Annotated in this window: 14 protein-coding genes; 8 read left to right on the top strand and 6 right to left on the bottom strand. The window is 57.6% G+C overall.

Annotated elements, in window-relative coordinates:
• Nucleotides 1-110: 110 nt before the first annotated feature.
• The gene (gene bcp, locus ACZ5FM_RS08860; RefSeq protein WP_250981647.1) at nucleotides 111-584 is read right to left on the bottom strand and encodes a thioredoxin-dependent thiol peroxidase; all 474 of its coding nucleotides are present in this window, start codon (nucleotides 582-584) and stop codon (nucleotides 111-113) included.
• 116 nt (nucleotides 585-700) lie between these two features.
• On the opposite strand from bcp, the gene ACZ5FM_RS08855 reads away from it, so the two are divergent.
• Complete coding sequence (locus ACZ5FM_RS08855) at nucleotides 701-4,096, top strand: YhdP family protein (RefSeq protein ID WP_464040387.1); 3,396 nt, start codon at nucleotides 701-703, stop codon at nucleotides 4,094-4,096.
• 370 nt (nucleotides 4,097-4,466) lie between these two features.
• Here the strand turns inward: ACZ5FM_RS08855 and tyrS are convergent, their stop codons facing one another.
• Nucleotides 4,467-5,720 carry a tyrosine--tRNA ligase gene (gene tyrS / locus ACZ5FM_RS08850; RefSeq protein WP_250985854.1) on the bottom strand — a complete coding sequence of 418 codons (1,254 nt, stop codon included), beginning with the start codon at nucleotides 5,718-5,720 and terminating at the stop codon, nucleotides 4,467-4,469.
• Between the two features lie 141 nt (nucleotides 5,721-5,861).
• On the opposite strand from tyrS, the gene ACZ5FM_RS08845 reads away from it, so the two are divergent.
• Entirely contained in the window at nucleotides 5,862-6,983 is a 1,122-nt protein-coding gene (locus tag ACZ5FM_RS08845) for an anhydro-N-acetylmuramic acid kinase (RefSeq protein ID WP_464040386.1), read from the top strand.
• 35 nt (nucleotides 6,984-7,018) lie between these two features.
• A complete protein-coding gene (locus ACZ5FM_RS08840) occupies nucleotides 7,019-7,501 on the top strand; it encodes a hypothetical protein (RefSeq protein ID WP_464040385.1) in 483 nt (160 codons plus the stop codon).
• 60 nt (nucleotides 7,502-7,561) lie between these two features.
• Here ACZ5FM_RS08840 and ACZ5FM_RS08835 read toward each other — a convergent pair whose 3' ends face one another.
• Entirely contained in the window at nucleotides 7,562-8,314 is a 753-nt protein-coding gene (locus ACZ5FM_RS08835) for an SDR family NAD(P)-dependent oxidoreductase (protein WP_259146086.1), read from the bottom strand.
• 107 nt (nucleotides 8,315-8,421) lie between these two features.
• Between ACZ5FM_RS08835 and ACZ5FM_RS08830 the strand changes: the two genes are divergently transcribed.
• The gene (locus tag ACZ5FM_RS08830) at nucleotides 8,422-9,324 is read left to right on the top strand and encodes a LysR family transcriptional regulator (protein ID WP_275641457.1); all 903 of its coding nucleotides are present in this window, start codon (nucleotides 8,422-8,424) and stop codon (nucleotides 9,322-9,324) included.
• A 57-nt stretch (nucleotides 9,325-9,381) separates the two neighbouring features.
• Here the strand turns inward: ACZ5FM_RS08830 and ACZ5FM_RS08825 are convergent, their stop codons facing one another.
• Nucleotides 9,382-10,245 carry a DMT family transporter gene (locus ACZ5FM_RS08825; protein WP_250985859.1) on the bottom strand — a complete coding sequence of 288 codons (864 nt, stop codon included), beginning with the start codon at nucleotides 10,243-10,245 and terminating at the stop codon, nucleotides 9,382-9,384.
• A gap of 85 nt (nucleotides 10,246-10,330) precedes the next feature.
• Between ACZ5FM_RS08825 and ACZ5FM_RS08820 the strand changes: the two genes are divergently transcribed.
• Nucleotides 10,331-11,749: an aminotransferase-like domain-containing protein gene (locus ACZ5FM_RS08820; RefSeq protein WP_464040384.1), complete on the top strand. Its 1,419-nt coding sequence runs from the start codon at nucleotides 10,331-10,333 to the stop codon at nucleotides 11,747-11,749.
• A gap of 116 nt (nucleotides 11,750-11,865) precedes the next feature.
• A complete protein-coding gene (locus ACZ5FM_RS08815; RefSeq protein ID WP_464040383.1) occupies nucleotides 11,866-12,951 on the top strand; it encodes a MerR family transcriptional regulator in 1,086 nt (361 codons plus the stop codon).
• Between the two features lie 85 nt (nucleotides 12,952-13,036).
• Here the strand turns inward: ACZ5FM_RS08815 and ACZ5FM_RS08810 are convergent, their stop codons facing one another.
• Entirely contained in the window at nucleotides 13,037-15,424 is a 2,388-nt protein-coding gene (locus tag ACZ5FM_RS08810; RefSeq protein ID WP_464040447.1) for a penicillin-binding protein 1A, read from the bottom strand.
• A 186-nt stretch (nucleotides 15,425-15,610) separates the two neighbouring features.
• On the opposite strand from ACZ5FM_RS08810, the gene ACZ5FM_RS08805 reads away from it, so the two are divergent.
• Nucleotides 15,611-15,832 (top strand): hypothetical protein, encoded by a 222-nt coding sequence (locus ACZ5FM_RS08805; protein ID WP_259146092.1) that lies wholly within the window; start codon nucleotides 15,611-15,613, stop codon nucleotides 15,830-15,832.
• 180 nt (nucleotides 15,833-16,012) lie between these two features.
• Here the strand turns inward: ACZ5FM_RS08805 and ACZ5FM_RS08800 are convergent, their stop codons facing one another.
• Nucleotides 16,013-16,768 (bottom strand): SDR family oxidoreductase, encoded by a 756-nt coding sequence (locus ACZ5FM_RS08800; protein ID WP_464040382.1) that lies wholly within the window; start codon nucleotides 16,766-16,768, stop codon nucleotides 16,013-16,015.
• A gap of 70 nt (nucleotides 16,769-16,838) precedes the next feature.
• Here ACZ5FM_RS08800 and ACZ5FM_RS08795 point away from each other — a divergent pair, with 70 nt between their 5' ends.
• Nucleotides 16,839-17,465, top strand: coding sequence for a TetR/AcrR family transcriptional regulator (locus ACZ5FM_RS08795; protein WP_464040381.1), 627 nt, complete (start codon nucleotides 16,839-16,841; stop codon nucleotides 17,463-17,465).
• Nucleotides 17,466-17,593 lie beyond the last annotated feature (128 nt).

Here is a 17,593-nt window from a genome sequence, read left to right as displayed (position 1 = left end):
CAGCGGTTTCGTTATGCTGAAGGATGGTATTTTGTTATGGTTAATGAAGTTTTGATGCTGCCGGTATTTATGGGGTAAACACCGGCAGAAATGCTTATTTGAAGGACCTTTTAGGCGTTCAGGCCCTGTGCTGCTTCAAGCACTTGCTGGGCGTGGCCAGCCACTTTCACCTTGTTCCAGACGTGGGTAATCTTGCCGTCAGGCCCGATCAGGAATGTGGTTCTTTCCACGCCCATGTACTTTTTGCCGTACATGCTTTTTTCCTTCCACACGCCATAGGCTTCAAGCGTGGCTTTGTCCTCATCGGAGGCCAGCATCACGGTCAGCGCGTGTTTGGCGGCAAATTTGTCGTGGCTTTTGACCGAATCAGGCGAGATGCCGATAACCACGGTATTGGCGGCCTCAAACTGCGCCGCAAGGGCGCTGAAATCGATCGCTTCGACCGTGCAGCCGGATGTGTCGTCTTTGGGATAAAAGTACAGGGCCACATTTTTTCCCGAAAGAGCCGATAAAGTAACGGTTCCGGCCCCGTTTTTAGAAAGCGTGAAATCGGGTGCCTTGTCGCCGACGAGCAAATCTGCCATGAGCTTAACCTTATGTTTCGCCTTGGTGTTGAGGATTATTCCTATCAACCGTTATAGACTGCAACGAAAACCGTCCAGTGCCTGGACACGATGTTTCAGGAGACGAGCGCGGACGAATGGCTGAGATTCGCGGCGAAAAAGTAAAATTTCGCAAGCAGGATATTATTCCGCTGCACGATCTGCCTTCTGCGAAAGCGGAAGAGCCCCTTATCGTGCATTGCCCGCCGCCACGGTCCGTCAGTCGCGTCTGCCTGAAATTTGTCACCGGCATTTTTGTTGTGGTGTTTCTGTTCTTGGGCGGCGTTGTCGCCGCCATTGAAACCGGCTCGGTCGACGGCATCTTGTCCTCGCAGGCTGAAATGGCGCTGAAGCGGGCGATTGACCCGCGTTACGAGGCGCGCATCGGTTCTACCGCCATTCGTTTTGTCAAAGGGTTCCGGTTGGCGCTTGAGGCGCGTGACGTCGATATTGTCGATACGCAAGGCCAGAAACACCTCAGCCGCGCCGCCGTCATTCGTATGGCGTTAAACCCGATGGCGTTGCTGACCGGCCAGATTTCGCTTGAGAGCATCGATGCCTCGTCGCTGTCGCTGGACGTCGCGTCGCTACCAGCCGGCAAACCGATTGATATCTCGACCTGGCGGGTGGATGCCATTCCTGAGGTGCTGGAAACGGCATTTGGTTCGCTGGATGGCATGTTGTCCAATTTTGAGCGGGCAGGCACCGACCGCATCAGCATTGACGGTATCTCGATCACCATTCCGAAAAAGGACGGGGGAAAACCGCTGTTGTTTGACGTTCGACAGATGGCGATGACCCGCAATCCACAGGGCGGCTATAATCTGGACGGTGAATTGGCCTTCAATGGTGAACTTGCCGCCTTCTCTTTGTCGATTGAGAGTGCGGGCGGCATGATAACGGCGTTTGAAGCCAATCTGGACGGGCTTGATCTCAATCCGCTGACCATCCGGCGCGATCCGGAAGGTTTCATGCATGAGGGGGCCGACCTCAAGGCCGGTGTTCGCATTATCGCAAAACGCCAGAGCCCCGAGGTGGCACCGCTTTTGAGCGTGATGTTGGGTGTCGGTAATGGCAGCCTTTATATTGGCGGTGAAGAACAGCTGGTTTCCACCGGCCGCATGACCGCACAGTATGATTTTGAGAAACGCGAAATCGAAATTGCAAAGTCGCGGCTGGAGCTGGAGCGTACCGTCGTTCCGTTTGAAGGCAGTATCAAGGATACGCCAGACGATCAGGCGCAGCAGGGTTTTGATCTGGCGCTTTCTGTTACCGACGGTATTGCGGCGGCCGCTATGTCTGGCGAAGCGCCTGTGCCCTTCGGGCTGACTGCAAATGGCCAATATCTCAAGGCGACGAAAGAGCTGAATGTGCCGTCGCTTTATGTGGCGGGGCCACTGGGTGATATGGCCGGATCGCTGAAAATCCGCTTTGCCGAGCAGGGGTCGCCGGAAATCAGCTTTGGCGGACAGATTCCCAAGATGGAGGCAACCGCAGTCAAGCAGCTGTGGCCGTTCTGGATGGCGCGCAAGGTGCGCCCGTGGGTGGTTGGCAATATTTTTGGTGGCACCGTTACCAATGGTTCGATTGCGGTGTTTATCCCGCAGGGCAGAATGTGCGGCATCGGTTGCCCGCTGGAACTGCATGACGACGAAATCCAGATCCAGTTCGATATCGAAAATACCCGGCTCAACATAACAGGTGATATTCCGCCGCTGCGTGATGCGGTGGCGCATTTCAATCTCAAGGGCGAGAAGGTTGATGTCACGGTTGCCAAGGCAACGTCCTACTTCCCGTCCAACCGTTCGCTGGCGGTGGAAAGCGGCCGTTTCACCATACCGTCGACCTATGCCAAACCGCTTATGGCTGATCTTGACCTGTTCGTGTCCGGCAGTGCCGATACGATCGCGGAAATGGCCAATTTCAAACCGATCAATGCCTTGAAGGATACGACCTTTAAACCCGAGGATTTCAGGGGCAATGTGAAGGCGCAGGTCAACGCAACCTTCGGTCTGCTTAGCAGCCAGAATCCGCCGCATCCGGCATGGGCGGCCAGCCTGACGCTGGACAATGTGTCGTTGGCAAAACCCTTTGCCAACCGTCAGGTGGCCGATCTGAACGGTGCGCTGAACATCGACAACAATGTTCTGCGCCTGCAGGGCAACGGCAAGGTCGATGATGTGGCGATGGACATCAACCTGATCGAACCCCTGAGGGACAGCAGCAAGATTGCCCGTGAATTTTCGTTGAAGGCGGTGATTGGCAATGACCAGATTGCCAAATTTGCGCCGGGGCTTGGCAGCGTCGTCAGCGGACCGATAACGATGCAATTGGATGGCAAGGGTGAAACCGACCAGACCATCCGGCTTGATCTGACCAAGTCGTCGCTGACCGTTCCCGGTATTGGCTGGAGCAAGGGTCCGGGCGTCAAGGCGGACGCGACCTTCCATATGCAGTCGGATCAGGGGCGGGTGTCGATCCGCGACTTTGAGTTGAAGGGCGATGGTTTTGGTGCCAAGGGCAATCTCGATCTGGCGCAGGGCGGGCTGGTTTCCGCTGACTTCTCGCATATGAAACTGTCGGCGTCTGATGACTATGCCGTGCAGATCAAGGCCGCCAAACGTGATTATGTGGTGACGGCCTCGGGCAAGTCGGTTGATATCCGGCCGCTGATTGCGCGTATTCGCAGTTCAGAAAAATCCGGTTCTGACGACGGTGCTGGCGACATAAAGATCAATGCGCGGTTCGACCGGGTGATCGGGTTCAACAATGAAGCCCTGTCCAACGTCACATCCAACGTCTTCCTGCGCAACGGTAAACTCAACTCCCTGCAAATGGACGGTGTTACCGACAGCCGTCAGGCAATTGTCGCGCAGACTAGTGCCGGTGGCGGACGCCAGACCATCAACCTGACCAGCAGCGATGCCGGTGCGATTATCCGTTTCGCCAATATCTATACCCGCATCAATGGCGGCCTGCTGAACATCGTGTTCAACACCGTCAATGGTGATGACTGGTTCGGCTCTGTCGATATGCGCAACTTCTCTGTGTCGAACGAGCAGAAGCTGCAGGACATTGTTGCCACACCGGTTGGTCAGGACGGACGCAGCCTCAACAAGGCGGTGCGGCGGGACATCGATGTCAGCTCGGAAAAGTTCCAGCGTGGTTTTGCGCGCGTCATTTATGGCGGTGGCGCGCTGAATGTCGAAAATGGCGTTGTGCGTGGCGAGCAGGTGGGCGCGACCTTCCAGGGCACGTTGAAGGACGCCAATGGCAATATGGACATGACCGGCACGTTCATGCCTGCCTATGGCCTCAACCGGCTGTTCGGTGAACTGCCCTTCATAGGTGTCATTCTGGGCAATGGCCGCGACCGTGGTCTGTTGGGCATCACCTTCAAATTGTCTGGCCGTTCCGACACGCCACGGCTGACGGTCAATCCGCTGTCGCTGATTGCACCTGGCGTTTTCCGGCAGATTTTCGAGTTTCAGTAAACGAGAGTTTCAGGCCTCACCCGCATTTCCAGCAGTTGGGCTTTGCTTCAAGATGTTGAAATCGCTTCCTCTCCCACGAAGGGATGATGGGCGGTGCTGCGCCGTTTTATTATCCCGTTACGCTCTCTGTCTGGCCTCGGCGGCCCAGCCCCCCACTCCTCATTCCTGTACTCGTTACAGGAATCCAGTCGACGCGCGTCTGCGCGGCGGAAAGGGGCTTTTCATCCCAAGGACTTGGGATGGGCCTGGATTCCCGCAACAAGTGCGGGAATGAGGGAGGCTGGGGTGAGCGTCGGTTTTCAAACAGTGCTTCCCAAACAAAAAGGCCGCTTGCGCGGCCTTTCCATCCATCATTCATGGGTGCTGACCATCAGGCCGGGCGAACCAGAATGTGCTTTTTCTTGCCCAGCGACAGCTTGATGACATTGTCTGCCGTCACGTCGCCCGTGCCGATGATCTGACGTTCGTCGGACACGGCGTTGTCGTTGATGCGCACCGCACCACCCTGAATGTGGCGGCGGGCTTCGCCATTCGATGTGGCAAGGCCAGCGCGAACGATCAGCGACAGCAGGCCAAGACCGGCTTCCAGCTCGGAAGCAGGAACCTCGATCGATGGCAGGTTATCGGCCAGCGCGCCTTCTTCGAAAGTCTTGCGCGCGGTTTCTGCCGCTTCTTCGGCTGCCGTGCGGCCATGCAGCATGGCAGTGATTTCGGTTGCGAGGATTTTCTTGACCTCGTTGATCTCGGAACCAGCCAGCGCCGAGAGGCGAGCAATCTCATCCATCGGCAGGGTGGTGTAGAGCTTGAGGAAGCGGGAAACATCCGCATCCTCGGTATTGCGCCAGTACTGCCAGAAATCATAGGCCGACAGCATGTCCGGGTTCAGCCAGACAGCGCCGTTCAGCGACTTGCCCATCTTGGCACCGGAGGCGGTGGTCAGAAGCGGCGAGGTCAGCGCGTAAAGCTGCGGTGTACCCATGCGGTGACCAAGGTCGATACCGTTGATGATATTGCCCCACTGGTCGGAACCGCCCATCTGCAAGCGGCAACCGTAACGCTTGTTCAGCTCCACGAAGTCGTAAGCCTGCAGGATCATGTAGTTGAATTCGAGGAAGGACAGCGACTGCTCGCGGTCAAGGCGTGTCTTGACACTGTCGAAGGACAACATGCGGTTGACCGAGAAGTGACGGCCGACATCGCGCAGGAATTCCAGGTAGTTGATGTCACGCAGCCAGTCGCCGTTGTTGATCATCAGCGCAGGCTTGCCGGACTTATCGTAATCGAGATAGTTGGCAAACACGCGCTTGATGGAGGCGATGTTGCTCTCGATGGTGTCGATGGTCATCAACTGGCGGGCATCATCCTTGAAGGACGGATCGCCAACCATGCCGGTGCCGCCACCCATCAGCGAGATCGGCTGGTGGCCGGTCTGCTGCATCCAGTGCAGCATCATGATCTGGATCAGGCCGCCGGCGTGCAGGCTGGGTGCTGTCGGGTCGAAGCCTATATAGGCGGTCACGGTTTCCTTGGCGAACAATTCGTCAAGACCTGCCTCGTCGGAGATCTGGTGAATGAAGCCGCGCTCATCGAGCGTGCGGAGGAAATCGGACTTAAACCTGGACATAACCTTTTGTTCTCTCTGGTGTCATGTTTTCAAGTGCTGGCAAGCAGCAAACGCCGGGGCTTTAGCATTGTTTTTTGAATTGTGCACCAGTTTCAGCCATGAATGTTAAAAACGAATCCTTGATCAGGCAGGAGTAGCGGTGTGGGCACTATAAAAACGGCAATTGGCCTGATGAGCGGCACGTCGATGGACGGCATCGACATTGCCATGCTGCGCACCGATGGCGACTCATTTGTCGAGCGAGGACCAAGCGGTTATTTCCCCTATGACGCCACCTTGCGGGCCAAATGGCAGCAGGCGCTGGTCACTGCGAAAAAGATCAATGAACGTCGCGAACGGCCGGATGATCTGGCCGAGGCCGAGACGGCACTGACGCTGTGCCATGCCGCCGTCGTGCAATCCTTTCTCAAGCAGAATGGTCTGGTGCCCTCGGATGTCGATGTCATCGGTTTTCACGGGCAGACGGTTTTGCACCGGCCTAACGACGCGCTGACGGTGCAAATTGGCGACGGTCCGCTTCTGGCGCGTGAAACCGGTATCGATGTGGTCTATGACATGCGCGCCAATGACATGGTGCATGGCGGGCAGGGCGCTCCGCTTATCCCGGCCTATCACGCTGCCCTGTCGGCCAATCTGCCGGAGGCTCTTCAAACACCTGCGGTATTCGTCAATATTGGTGGCATTTCCAACCTGACCTTTATCGGCAATGGCGGCGCACTTGCGGCTTTTGACAGCGGTCCCGGCAATATGCTGATCGACCAGTGGATGGAGGCGCATACCGGCCAGACCTTTGACAAGGGCGGGCAGGTTGCGGCCAAGGGCAGTGTCAATGCGGCGCTGAGTGAGCGTTATATGGCAAGCCCGTTCTTTTCGGCCAACCAGCGGCGGTCGCTCGACCGCGGTGATTTTCTGCCGCCCCAAAAGGGTGAAATCTCGCTGGAAGATGGCGCGCGCACGTTGTCTCATGTTACGGCAGCCGCCATTCTCAAATCCGCGACCTATCTGCCGGACCACGCCAAGACCTATATTGTCTGCGGCGGCGGACGCCTGAACCCGGTGATCATGGCGGAGTTTGCCACCCTTGCTGCTGAAAAAGGTGCCAAGGTGGTGTCGGCAGAGGCGGCCGGTTTTGATGGCGGCGCTATGGAGGCTGAGGCCTGGGCCTATCTTGCCGTGCGCTCGCTGCGCGGTCTGCCGCTGACATACCCTGGCACAACCGGTGTCAAGGAACCGGTGAGCGGCGGGGTTCTGGCAAAGGCATGAGGTTCTGGCCGTTCCAAAGACGTGAGAAAGTCCCGATGCCCAAAGACCGTATCGATGATTTGCAGCTGCACATTGAGACCCTTTGGGCCAGTATCGGTATGACTGCGGCTGTGCCGATTATGCGACGCCCTCAGGATGATGGCAGCCCGCATGTGGAAATGCGTGGTGACCTCTATGATATCGTTATTACCGAACGTGGATCGGAAAATAAGCGTATTGCCGGTCTTACACTCAACGATGCAGCGCGCTGGTTTGTGTTCGTCATGGCGGTTGGCCACTGCCAGAAAGAAGAACTGGAAAACCGCCACGTACCTGACGATGCGCCTTTGCTGGCATCTGGGCTGAAGGATCACGGTTATTCCCGCTGGAACTGGATGGCACCAGCAATCGAGATCATGGCTAAAATTTCACCGGAGTTTGGCGTATGGGCTGAGGATTATTACGGCCAAGTGCTGAAGCTCGCTCCGCTTGAGGCGTATGAGAAACGCAATTCCCGCTACCCATTGCCTGTCGAATAATGCGGTCGAGGAGGGCGTTGCCACTCTCCTCGTAACCTGTTGCTCAAATTCCTGATGTGGTCAAATCTGCGCCTGACCACCATCAACGAACAATTCGATGCCGTTGACGAAGGAGGCTTCGTCGGAGGCCAGGAACAGCACCGCCTTGGCGATTTCTTCCGGCTGGCCGATGCGACCGGCGGGAATGAGGCTGGACAGGTAGTTCTTGGTGTTTTCGGCACTTTCGCCATTGCCGAACAGTTCATTGAGGCCGGCGGTGTCGGTCAGGCCGGGGCTGACGGCGTTGACGCGGATGTGGCGGTCCTTCAGGTCCAGGATCCAGTTGCGGGCAAAGTTGCGCACTGCAGCCTTGGTGGCAGAGTAGACGCTGAAGGCCGGTGTGCCTGATATGCTCGTTGTCGATGATGTCAGGATGATCGAGGCACCGTCACGCAGCAAAGGCAGAGCCTTTTGTACCGTAAACAGCGTGCCCTTCACGTTGGTATCGAAGGTTTTCTGGTAATGCTCTTCGGTAATGGCACCGAGGGCTGCCATTTCACCGCCGCCCGCATTCGCAAACACCACGTCGATCTGGGCATGTTTCTGCTGCACGGCATCATAGAGGCGGTCGATATCGACCAGCTTGCTCATGTCGGCCTGCACGCCAGTAACACGACCACCAATTTCCTTGATCGCGGCATCCAGTGCATCCTTGCGGCGTCCGGTGATGAACACGAATGCGCCCTGCTGCGAGAAGGCTTTTGCCGTGGCAAGGCCAATGCCGCTGGTGCCGCCGGTGACGATTACAACCTTGTTTTCAAATGTCTTGCTCATGTGTTTGCTCCTTGTTGACGACCCGTTGTCGTTGGAATGAACATGACAGCAGAACGATGATGCAAATAGTTAGCAAAACTGTTACTCATCGTTCCATATGGAGAACGATGATGCGATCTGATCTGAATGATCTCGTTTATTTTGCCGAGGTGGTCACCCATGGCGGTTTTGCAGCGGCGGGCCGGGCATTGCGGGAACCGAAGTCAAAGCTCAGCCGCCGGGTTGCCGGGCTGGAGGCGCGTCTCGGTGTGCGGCTGATCGAAAGATCCAGCCGACGCTTTCGGGTGACTGATGTCGGGCAAACTTTCTATGAACGGTGCAAGGCGATGCTCGAGGAGGCGGAACGCGCCGAGGCGCTGGTCGCGGAAGCGCAGTCCGAACCCCATGGGCTAATCCGCATGAGTTGCCCGACCGGTCTGGTGGAACCGATCTCGGCGCTGATAACCCGGTTTCTCGGGCAATATCCCAAGGTCAGGCTGCAACTGGTGGCGATTGACCGCCCGGTCGATCTTATCGAGGAACGTATTGATATTGCGCTGCGTGTCCGTACGTCACTGGATGGTGATGCGTCGCTGACCATGCGCTCGCTCGGCAATTCCGTGCGTATTCTGGTGGCGAGCCCGCAACTGGCCGGACGCATTGGCGAGATTGATCAGCTCGCAGCGCAGGCAACACTGTCGACCACCGACGATCATGGCGAGGTCAACTGGTTTCTGGAAACCGATGATGGGCGCAGCCATACGCTGCGGCATGAACCAAGGATGGGTTGCGCTGATTTTACCGCTGTGAGAGCAGCGGCCATTGCCGGGTTGGGCGTGGCTTTGTTGCCGGACCATACCTGCCGTCAGGCGCTGGACGAGGGCAGGCTGGTGCGCGTGCTGCCAGCATGGCGCGGCGTGAAGGGGCTGGTGCATCTGGTTTTCACGACACGGCGTGGCCTACCACCGGCGGTGCGCAAATTCATTGACAGTCTGGCGGCGGAATTTCCCAAGGACGCCTTGGCGCGCTGACGGGAAAATCCAGCCAGCCCCCCCTCAGAAGAAGAGAGTGGAGGCTGGCTGGATGACTTACCGTGCGAAGTGTTTGGCGCCGGCCACGCAGGCAATGACGGCAACCGTTACGGCAAGCATGCCCCAGGTTACCGGTTCGTTGAGCAGGGCTGCGGCCAGTGCAAGACCAAGGAACGGCTGCAGCAGTTGCAACTGGCCAACGGCGGCGATGCCACCCTGCGACAGGCCGCGATACCAGAATACAAAACCGATCAACATGCTGAACAATGAGACATAGGCAAGTCCGATGAAGGCGGGCATGTGAATGTCTGAAAATGTCGTGGGCATGTAAAGAAAGGCAGCAGGCAGCATCAAGGGCAGGGACAAAACCAGCGCCCAGCAGATCACCTGCCAACCGCCCAGCGTGCGTGACAGTCTGCCGCCTTCGGCATAACCCAGACCGCATACGATGACGGCAGCCACCATCATCAGGTCACCAAATGGCGACACGCTGAGGCCCTGAAACAGTGCAAAACCGGCAACCAATGCGCTGCCAAGAATGGAAAAGGCCCAGAAGGCTGGCTTGGGTCGCTCGCCGCCCCGGATTGCGCCAAAGACCGCGGTTGCCAGCGGCAGCAGCCCAATGAACACGATGGAATGTGCCGAAGTCACGTGTTGCAGCGCCAGCGCCGTCAGAAGCGGAAAGCCGACCACCACACCACCGGCCACCACGGCCAGTGACACCAGTTCGCGGGGTGACGGACGTTTCTGTTTCAGCGCCAGCAAAAAGGCGAGCGCCAGCAGCCCGGCAATTGCGCCACGCGCCACCGTCAGAAACACCGGGTCAAACTGCATGACGGCCACACGGGTGGCCGGAAGCGACCCGCTGAAAATGACCACGCCGATAAAGCCGTTGATCCAGCCCGCACTTGTCCGTTCCATAATTCACTCCATTCATTGTCTCCCTGTTATCCAGCAAAGCCTTGGCGACACCAGTTACAGTCTGGTACAGTCTGCCGAAACTGTTATGGACACAAAGGCAGTACAGATGGCGGAAAATACCAAGGGCCAGACACGGGTAGCCAACGTCATGTCGACGATCCGTCAGCGGATTGCCGGGCGATCACTCACGCCGGGTGCAAAGCTGCCTTCAGTGCGGCGGCTTGCCTCAAGCCTCGATGTTTCAACGTCAACCGTGGTGGAAGCCTATGACCGGCTGGTGGCGGAAGGTGCCATCCTGTCGCGTCCTGGGTCCGGCTTTTATGTCGCCAGTCAGGTGGCGCCGTTCACGCTGACGCAGGCCGGCCCAAAGGTTGACCGGGCGGTTGACCCGTTCTGGGTGTCGCGCCAGTCGCTGGAAGCCAATGATGATAATCTCAAGCCCGGTTGCGGTTGGCTGCCGCCATCCTGGCTTCCCGAAGACAGTATCCGGCGGGCGTTGCGCACACTGTCGCGGGCTGACGGCGCAACACTTGCCGATTATGGTTCACCGCTTGGGCTTCCTGGGCTTCGTCAACTGGTGGCCCGGCGCATGGCCGAAAAGGGCATGGAGGCATCTCCCGACCAGATCATGCTGACGGAGTCAGGTACGCAGGCCATTGATCTCTTGTGCCGTTTCCTGCTGGAGCCGGGGGATACGGTGCTGGTGGATGATCCCTGTTATTTCAATTTCCATGCGCTGCTGCGCGCCCACCGTGCCAAGATTGTTAGTGTGCCCTATACGCCGAACGGGCCATCTATCGACGCCTTCGCCACTACGGTCAGCGAGCACCGTCCGCGCCTCTACATCACCAATTCCGGCATACATAATCCCACCGGTGCGGCACTTTCGCCTGTCACCGCGCACCGGGTGCTGAAGATCGCCAATGAGTTCGATCTGACGATCATAGAGGATGACATCTTCTCAGATCTGGAGCAGGTGCCGGCACCACGACTTGCGGCCTTTGACGGTCTGGACCGGGTCATCCACATCGGCAGTTTTTCCAAGACGCTTTCGGCCTCGGCGCGCTGCGGATTTGTTGCGGCAAAACCGGAATGGATCGAAGGGCTGACCGATCTGAAGATCGCCACATCCTTTGGCGGTGGCCGCATGACGGCGGAACTGGTTTTGAATGCGCTGAGCGACGGCAGCTACCGCAAACATCTGGATGCGACGCGGCTGAGATTGGGCCAGGCGATGAATGATGTGTCGTCCCGGCTGGAAAAACTTGGCGTGACGCCGTGGATCAGGCCGACGGCTGGCATGTTTCTGTGGTGCCAACTGCCTGACGGGGCGGATGCAACAGATGTTGCCCGGGCAGCACTTGAGCGCAAGGTGGTAATGGCGCCCGGCAACGCCTTCAGCCTTAGCCAGTCTGCCACCAGTTTCATGCGTTTTAATGTGTCGCAAAGTCTCGACCCACGGGTGTTTGAGGTACTGGGCGATATTCTCGGGCGGCGGGTGTAACGGAAACGCATGGGCGCGGTGCCAGGCGCCAGCACGCAAAAAACCGTAAAAAACCTCTTGCGCCGTACCCAACGTCATACCTTACATCAGGGACATGATTGAGCGGGAACGAGTGCATGCATATGGCAGCAAGCGATGAAAATTTCGAACTGACGGCGGCGCAATGTGCGCGGCGTGTCGGCATTTCGGTGCGCGCCTTGCGACACTATGAACAGGCCGGAATTATCAAACCCCGCCGGACCGATAAGAACTGGCGTCTCTATGGCGCGAGCGAAGTTGCGCGTCTCTATGAAATTCTGACGCTGAAACATCTTGGCCTCAGCCTGCAGGAAATTCGTGGCATTCTGGTTGGCAGGACCACCGATCTCGCTAGCTTGCTTGGCATGCAAAGCGAGACGCTGCAGGCGCAGCTGGAGCGCGCACAAAACAGTCTGGCCACCATCAATACGCTGCGCGGCAAGATCGCGGCTGGTGGCGATCTGTCGATTGAAGATCTGTTGAAACTGACCAAGGAGGCAAATATGGCTGACATATCGCCCGATGCCGTGGCATGGCGCCGTTATGAACAGGCGCGGCCGCGCAGTGAAAAAAAGATCGATCCGTCGCTCTATGGCCAATATGCCGGAAATTACGTGCTGGACGGGCTGGGTTACGTCATCACGCAGAAAGACGGCAGGCTTTTTACCCGCATGACAGGGCAGCCGGAGCTGGAAATTTTTGCCGAAGATGTCGACCGGTTCTTCTACAAGGCGGTTCAGGCGCAATTGACCTTTACCCGCGATCACACCGGTGCCGTTACCGGGCTGGTGCTGCACCAGAACGGTTATGAGCAGGCAGCGCCACGGGTGCAGGAGGTCGTGGTCAGTGAGCTGGAAAAAGGCCTGTCCGAGCGGGTGAAAAACCGCCAGCCATTTGAAAACAGCGAAGCGCTGTTGCGCCAGCTGATTGAACAACACCAGCGTGGTGAGCCAGATTACGAGCAGATGAGCCCGCTGCTGGCCCAGGCAGCCAGCGAGCAGATCGATGTCATAAAGGCTGATCTGGCACGGCTGAGGCCTCTTCGTGACATCAGCTTCAAGGGTGTCTCGGCGGAAGGCTGGGATGTCTACGATGTCAGGTTTGAAGAGGGTGAGTTGGAATGGCGGTTCACACTGGCGGTGGATGGCAAATTTGCCGGTATCCTGATCCGTCCGCCACTGTGAGTGCCGTTATGAGTGTGGTTTCGATGTTTGTTTCGACGCTGGTCGCTGTTGGGGTTGAGATTGCGCGCCTGTCGCAATCTCTTTTCTAGAACAAGCCGACGGCACCTTCGCGCAGGATCTTCTCCGTCTGCGGGCTGGCAACCAGTGGTGACGATGCACCATCATCCTCCAGCGTGGTGAAATATGTGGCCGGTGTGGTGCCCGGATTGAACATTTCCTGCACGCCGTCTGGATCATCCGGCGTGGTGGCCATGCCGGTGGTGCGGCTGATCAGATATGCGGTCATGCCAGCGGGAACGTGGAAGTTCGACACGGGAACCTTGTCCAGTGCCGCAGACATGAAGTCATTGAACACAGGTGCTGCCAGTCCGCCGCCGCTGCCGGCACGGCCAAGACTGCTCGGTTCGTCAAAACCGATATAGATGCCGGTCACGAGTTCCGGCGTAAAGCCGACGAACCATGCATCATGGTTGGCATTTGTCGTGCCGGTCTTGCCAGCGACCGGGCGACCAAGCTTGACGTGGCGCGAGGCTGTGCCACGTTCAACCACGCCCTGCATCATTGATATGGTCTGGTAAGCGGTCATCGGGTCAAGCACCCGCTCGCGCGTATCGGTCAGTTCCGGTTCCGACTGTCCATCCCATTTTTCGACGTTGCAGTTGTCACACTGGCGCTGGTCCTGACGGAACACTGTCTTGCCGGTGCGATCCTGCGTGCGGTCAATCAGGCTTGGCGTAACCTGCAAACCGCCATTGGCAATCACCGAATAGGCGGCGACCATTTTCATCAGCGTGGTTTCACCTGAGCCGAGCGACATCGACAGAACCGGCGTGCGGTGGTCATAGATGCCCAGACGATCCGCGTATTCCATCACGGTGTCCATGCCGACGGCATTGGCAAGTTTTGCGGCCATGACATTGCGGGAATGTTCGATGCCGAAACGTAGCGTCTGCGGACCGGCATAGCTGTCGCCGTCATTTTTCGGTGCCCATACCTGATCACCGAGGCGGAACTCCACCGGTTCGTCACGGATAACGGTGGCGGGAGAAAAACCATTGTCGAGGGCGGCTGCATAAACGATTGGCTTGAACACCGATCCGGGCTGGCGCAGTGCCTGTGTGGCACGGTTAAATTGCGACTGGGTGTAAGAAAAGCCACCGACCATTGCCACAACGCGGCCCGTCTGCGGCTGCATGGAAACGAGGGCTCCCTGGACCTTCGGGAATTGCCGCAAACGATAATCACCGGAGGACTGTTTTTCCACGAGCACCACGTCACCGGCTTTCAGCAAGTCGCGGGGTTTCTTTTTGCCCAGCGCCCATTTCATGCCGGCCGCAGCAAGGCGAACGCGTCTGTTATCGGCGTCCTTCAGGGTCAGTTCAGCATCGTCAGGGCCAATGGCATTGACGATTGCTACGGACCAGTCCGGTACATCAGTATCGGCCTTGATCTTGGCAAATGCCTCCTGCCAATTGTTGACGAGATCGATATGGTCGAGCGGGCCACGATAACCGCGCTGTTCATCATAGGCGAGCAAGGCGGTTTGCAATGCCGAGCGGGCCTCACGCTGCAATTTCGGGTCAAGCGTGGTGCGGATGGAATATCCACCCTGATAAAGCGCCTGTTCGCCCAGTTCGTCGACCATGGTCTTTCTGACGTCATCGATGAAATAACCAGCCTCGGCAAATCTGGTCGGTGCCGGTTGGCGGACCACGCCAAGCGGTTTCTGTTTTTCTGCCAAGGCAAGATCGGCGGCGACGTAACCGTTTTCCACCATGCGGTCGATCACCCAGTTGCGCCGTTCCACCGCCGCCTTCTCGTAAAGGAAGGGGTTGTAGTTGGACGGACCTTTGGGCAGGGCGGCGAGGTAGGCTGCCTCGGCAATGGAGATTTCGCTGACCGGTTTGCCGAAATAGGTCAAAGCCGCCTGGGCGATGCCATAGGAGCGCTGGCCAAAGAAAATCTGGTTCAGGTAAAGCTCGAGAATACGATCCTTGGAAAAGGTGCCTTCCATCCGGATCGATAACAGGGCTTCCTTGATCTTGCGGGTCATGGTCTGGTCGGATGTCAGCAGCAGGTTCTTGGCCACCTGTTGGGTAATGGTGGACGCACCCACCATACGTTTGTCGCTGCCCATATTGGTCAGATTGACGGTGATGGCGCGCGCCAAACCAATGAAGTCCAGACCGTTATGCTGGTAAAAGTTCTTGTCTTCTGCGGAAATGAAGGCCGCCTTGACGCGGTCCGGCACCGACTGGATGGGCAGGAACAGCCGTGGCTCAGAGGCAAACTCGGCGACCACATCACCATTCGAGGCATAAAGCCGCGACTTCAGCGGCGGGGTATAATCCTGCAAGCTGGTGTAATCGGGCAGGTCCTGCTGAACGGTGGCAACCAGCACGGCAACACCAGCGGCGCAAAGCAGCAGGCCCATGCAGGCGATGGAAAAGAAGTAACCGAGAAGTCTGAACAACTGCATTCTCACTTGCGGGAATTTGCGGGCTTGCCGGCGGCCATTCAGCCGCGGGCGAGGTCACCGGGGAAACCGGTGATGTGTCATTGCGATCATCATTGCGGCGGGGCTGAACGATTTGAGGCGTTGCGGCCGCACAGCAGGTTTCACGTCGAGTTCACGAAGTGAACTTTCGCAGCAGCGCTGGTGGGGGCGCAGAAATCACGGACGAACGAAGCCCGAAAACGCATCGTCATATTGTCACTGTTCTTTCTCGGCATTGATGGTGTCATCGGTGGAGGCCAGATCGGTCAAGGTCTTGCAATGCTGATGTCACCGGTTGGGTGGGGCCGACACGATTGCCGCGTCGCGCCCGAGATGGCGGATCGTCATGGCGAAATCTGGGCAACCGAGATCAATAGGGTGTGACTTTATGCTGAATCCACAGGATAATCTGAGCTGGATCAGGTGAGGCAAAACGCGCCATGCTTGACGGTGGATCCGGGCGCAGTCAGTTCCCGTCACAAGGGTTTTTCCAACGAAACGATAAAGCCGCAATGCTGTTGCGGCCTTTGTTTTGTTGCTTCCGGTTTGCAGGAGAACCGTGCCTTACTCGCCCTTCGACCAGGCAATGGCGTCCACGCCAGCTGGCAGGACAGTTGGGCAGGCCGGGTCAGTTACAGCACGGAAAACCGCTTCTGCTACGTCCTGCGCCGTGGTCACGGCACTGGGGTCATGTGCTTGCATCTGCGCCAGCGTCTGCTGCGCAAAGTCCTGATAGGCAGGGGGAAACCAGCCGCGTTTTGCGATCATTTCCTGCGCATTCGAGGCAAAGCTGGTCGATGGCGCGAGACCGGGAACAACAACGCGAGCCTGAATGCCGAATTGGGCAAGCTCTGGCACTGCAGCCTCCGTCATGGCGGTCAGTGCCGCCTTGCTTGCGCGGTAGACGGACAGAAGCGGCACCGGTTTGTAGATGGTGCTTGAACTGACATTGACGATGACGCCGGAGCGGCGCTCACGCATGCCTGGCAATACTGCCTGCATCATGGCCATGGCGCCAAACAGATTGGCTTCGAAAATCTCGCGTGCCGTATCGAGCGGAGTGCCTTCAATGGCGTTCAGCCAGCCGATGCCGGCATTGTTGACGAGGACGTCGACTTCACCTGCCTTTGCGACGGCGTCAGTAATGCTGTTCGGATCGGTGACGTCGAGTGGCAAGACATGCAGCGCATCGGAGGCTGGAAGCGTGCTGGCCTCAGGATTGCGCATGGTGGCAAAAACCTGCCAGCCCTTGTCGAGGAAGTGTAGTGCTGTTTCGCGGCCAAACCCGGTCGAGCAACCGGTTATGAGAACGGTGTTCATGAAATAATACCTTTGCTTTGGAAGGACCATTTCAATATATGAATGTTTCCTCAGGTTTGGTATTCGCATCATGAACAGGCTCGGTCCAACGCTGCTAAAGCCCAGAAAAGCGCCGAAACAGACGCGCTCTGCCGCCACGATAGAGGCCATTCACACCGCCACTATTCAGGTTTTATTGGCCGAGGGGGTGGCGCGTCTGACCACGACACGGGTGGCGGAACGCGCCGGTGTCTCAATCGGCACAATGTATCAATATTACCCGCACAAACAGGCGCTGTTGTTTGCAATTGTTGAACAGCAGCTGGAAACGGTGACAGCCTTCATGCTGGCGGCGGCCGACCGGCTGCGTGGCAGGCATGTCGGGGACGTTGCTGAAGGTCTGGCCACCGCCTGGCTTGACGTCAAGACCTCCGACAGCCAGGCCTTCCGGGCTATCTACAGCATCGCTGCCGAGTTTGATCTGGCGGAAGGCATGGGGCGGGCACTCAAACATATGGCTGAGGTGATGTCTCAATTGCTGGCAGCCGCACCGGATGCCAATTTTGAAGATTGCGATGCTGTTGCCTTCATGCTGGCATCAATGATTGGCGGTTCGGTGCGCACGGTGATGGATGCGGCGGCGTCGGAAGAAAACCTGATGCGCCTGCGACGCGAACTGCCCTTGGCCTGCCGCGCCTATGTGACGGCAGTGCGATAATCTGTTCCGGAACGGACGCTGACCCGCAGTAAAAATAACAAAATTCAATTCTGGGAAGCTAAGGTAAGATTATGACAACCGGAAATGGATAAATAGAGCAAGGTTGCGTTGATCCCGGTGTTTTCAAG

It is taken from the genome of Agrobacterium sp. 5Ca50 (genome assembly GCF_055381905.1).
This window is presented reverse-complemented; position numbering and strand designations above follow the sequence as displayed.

Bases quoted from the DNA above. Each gene is read 5' to 3' on its own strand.
- ACZ5FM_RS08835 (WP_259146086.1), bottom strand. From the start codon at position 8,314: ATGAGCAAGACATTTGAAAACAAGGTTGTAATCGTCACCGGCGGCACC.
- ACZ5FM_RS08825 (WP_250985859.1), bottom strand. From the start codon at position 10,245: ATGGAACGGACAAGTGCGGGCTGGATCAACGGCTTTATCGGCGTGGTC.
- ACZ5FM_RS08830 (WP_275641457.1), top strand. From the start codon at position 8,422: ATGATGCGATCTGATCTGAATGATCTCGTTTATTTTGCCGAGGTGGTC.
- tyrS (WP_250985854.1), bottom strand. From the start codon at position 5,720: ATGTCCAGGTTTAAGTCCGATTTCCTCCGCACGCTCGATGAGCGCGGC.
- ACZ5FM_RS08840 (WP_464040385.1), top strand. From the start codon at position 7,019: ATGCCCAAAGACCGTATCGATGATTTGCAGCTGCACATTGAGACCCTT.
- ACZ5FM_RS08800 (WP_464040382.1), bottom strand. From the start codon at position 16,768: ATGAACACCGTTCTCATAACCGGTTGCTCGACCGGGTTTGGCCGCGAA.
- ACZ5FM_RS08820 (WP_464040384.1), top strand. From the start codon at position 10,331: ATGGACACAAAGGCAGTACAGATGGCGGAAAATACCAAGGGCCAGACA.
- bcp (WP_250981647.1), bottom strand. From the start codon at position 584: ATGGCAGATTTGCTCGTCGGCGACAAGGCACCCGATTTCACGCTTTCT.
- ACZ5FM_RS08815 (WP_464040383.1), top strand. From the start codon at position 11,866: ATGCATATGGCAGCAAGCGATGAAAATTTCGAACTGACGGCGGCGCAA.
- ACZ5FM_RS08855 (WP_464040387.1), top strand. From the start codon at position 701: ATGGCTGAGATTCGCGGCGAAAAAGTAAAATTTCGCAAGCAGGATATT.
- ACZ5FM_RS08795 (WP_464040381.1), top strand. From the start codon at position 16,839: ATGAACAGGCTCGGTCCAACGCTGCTAAAGCCCAGAAAAGCGCCGAAA.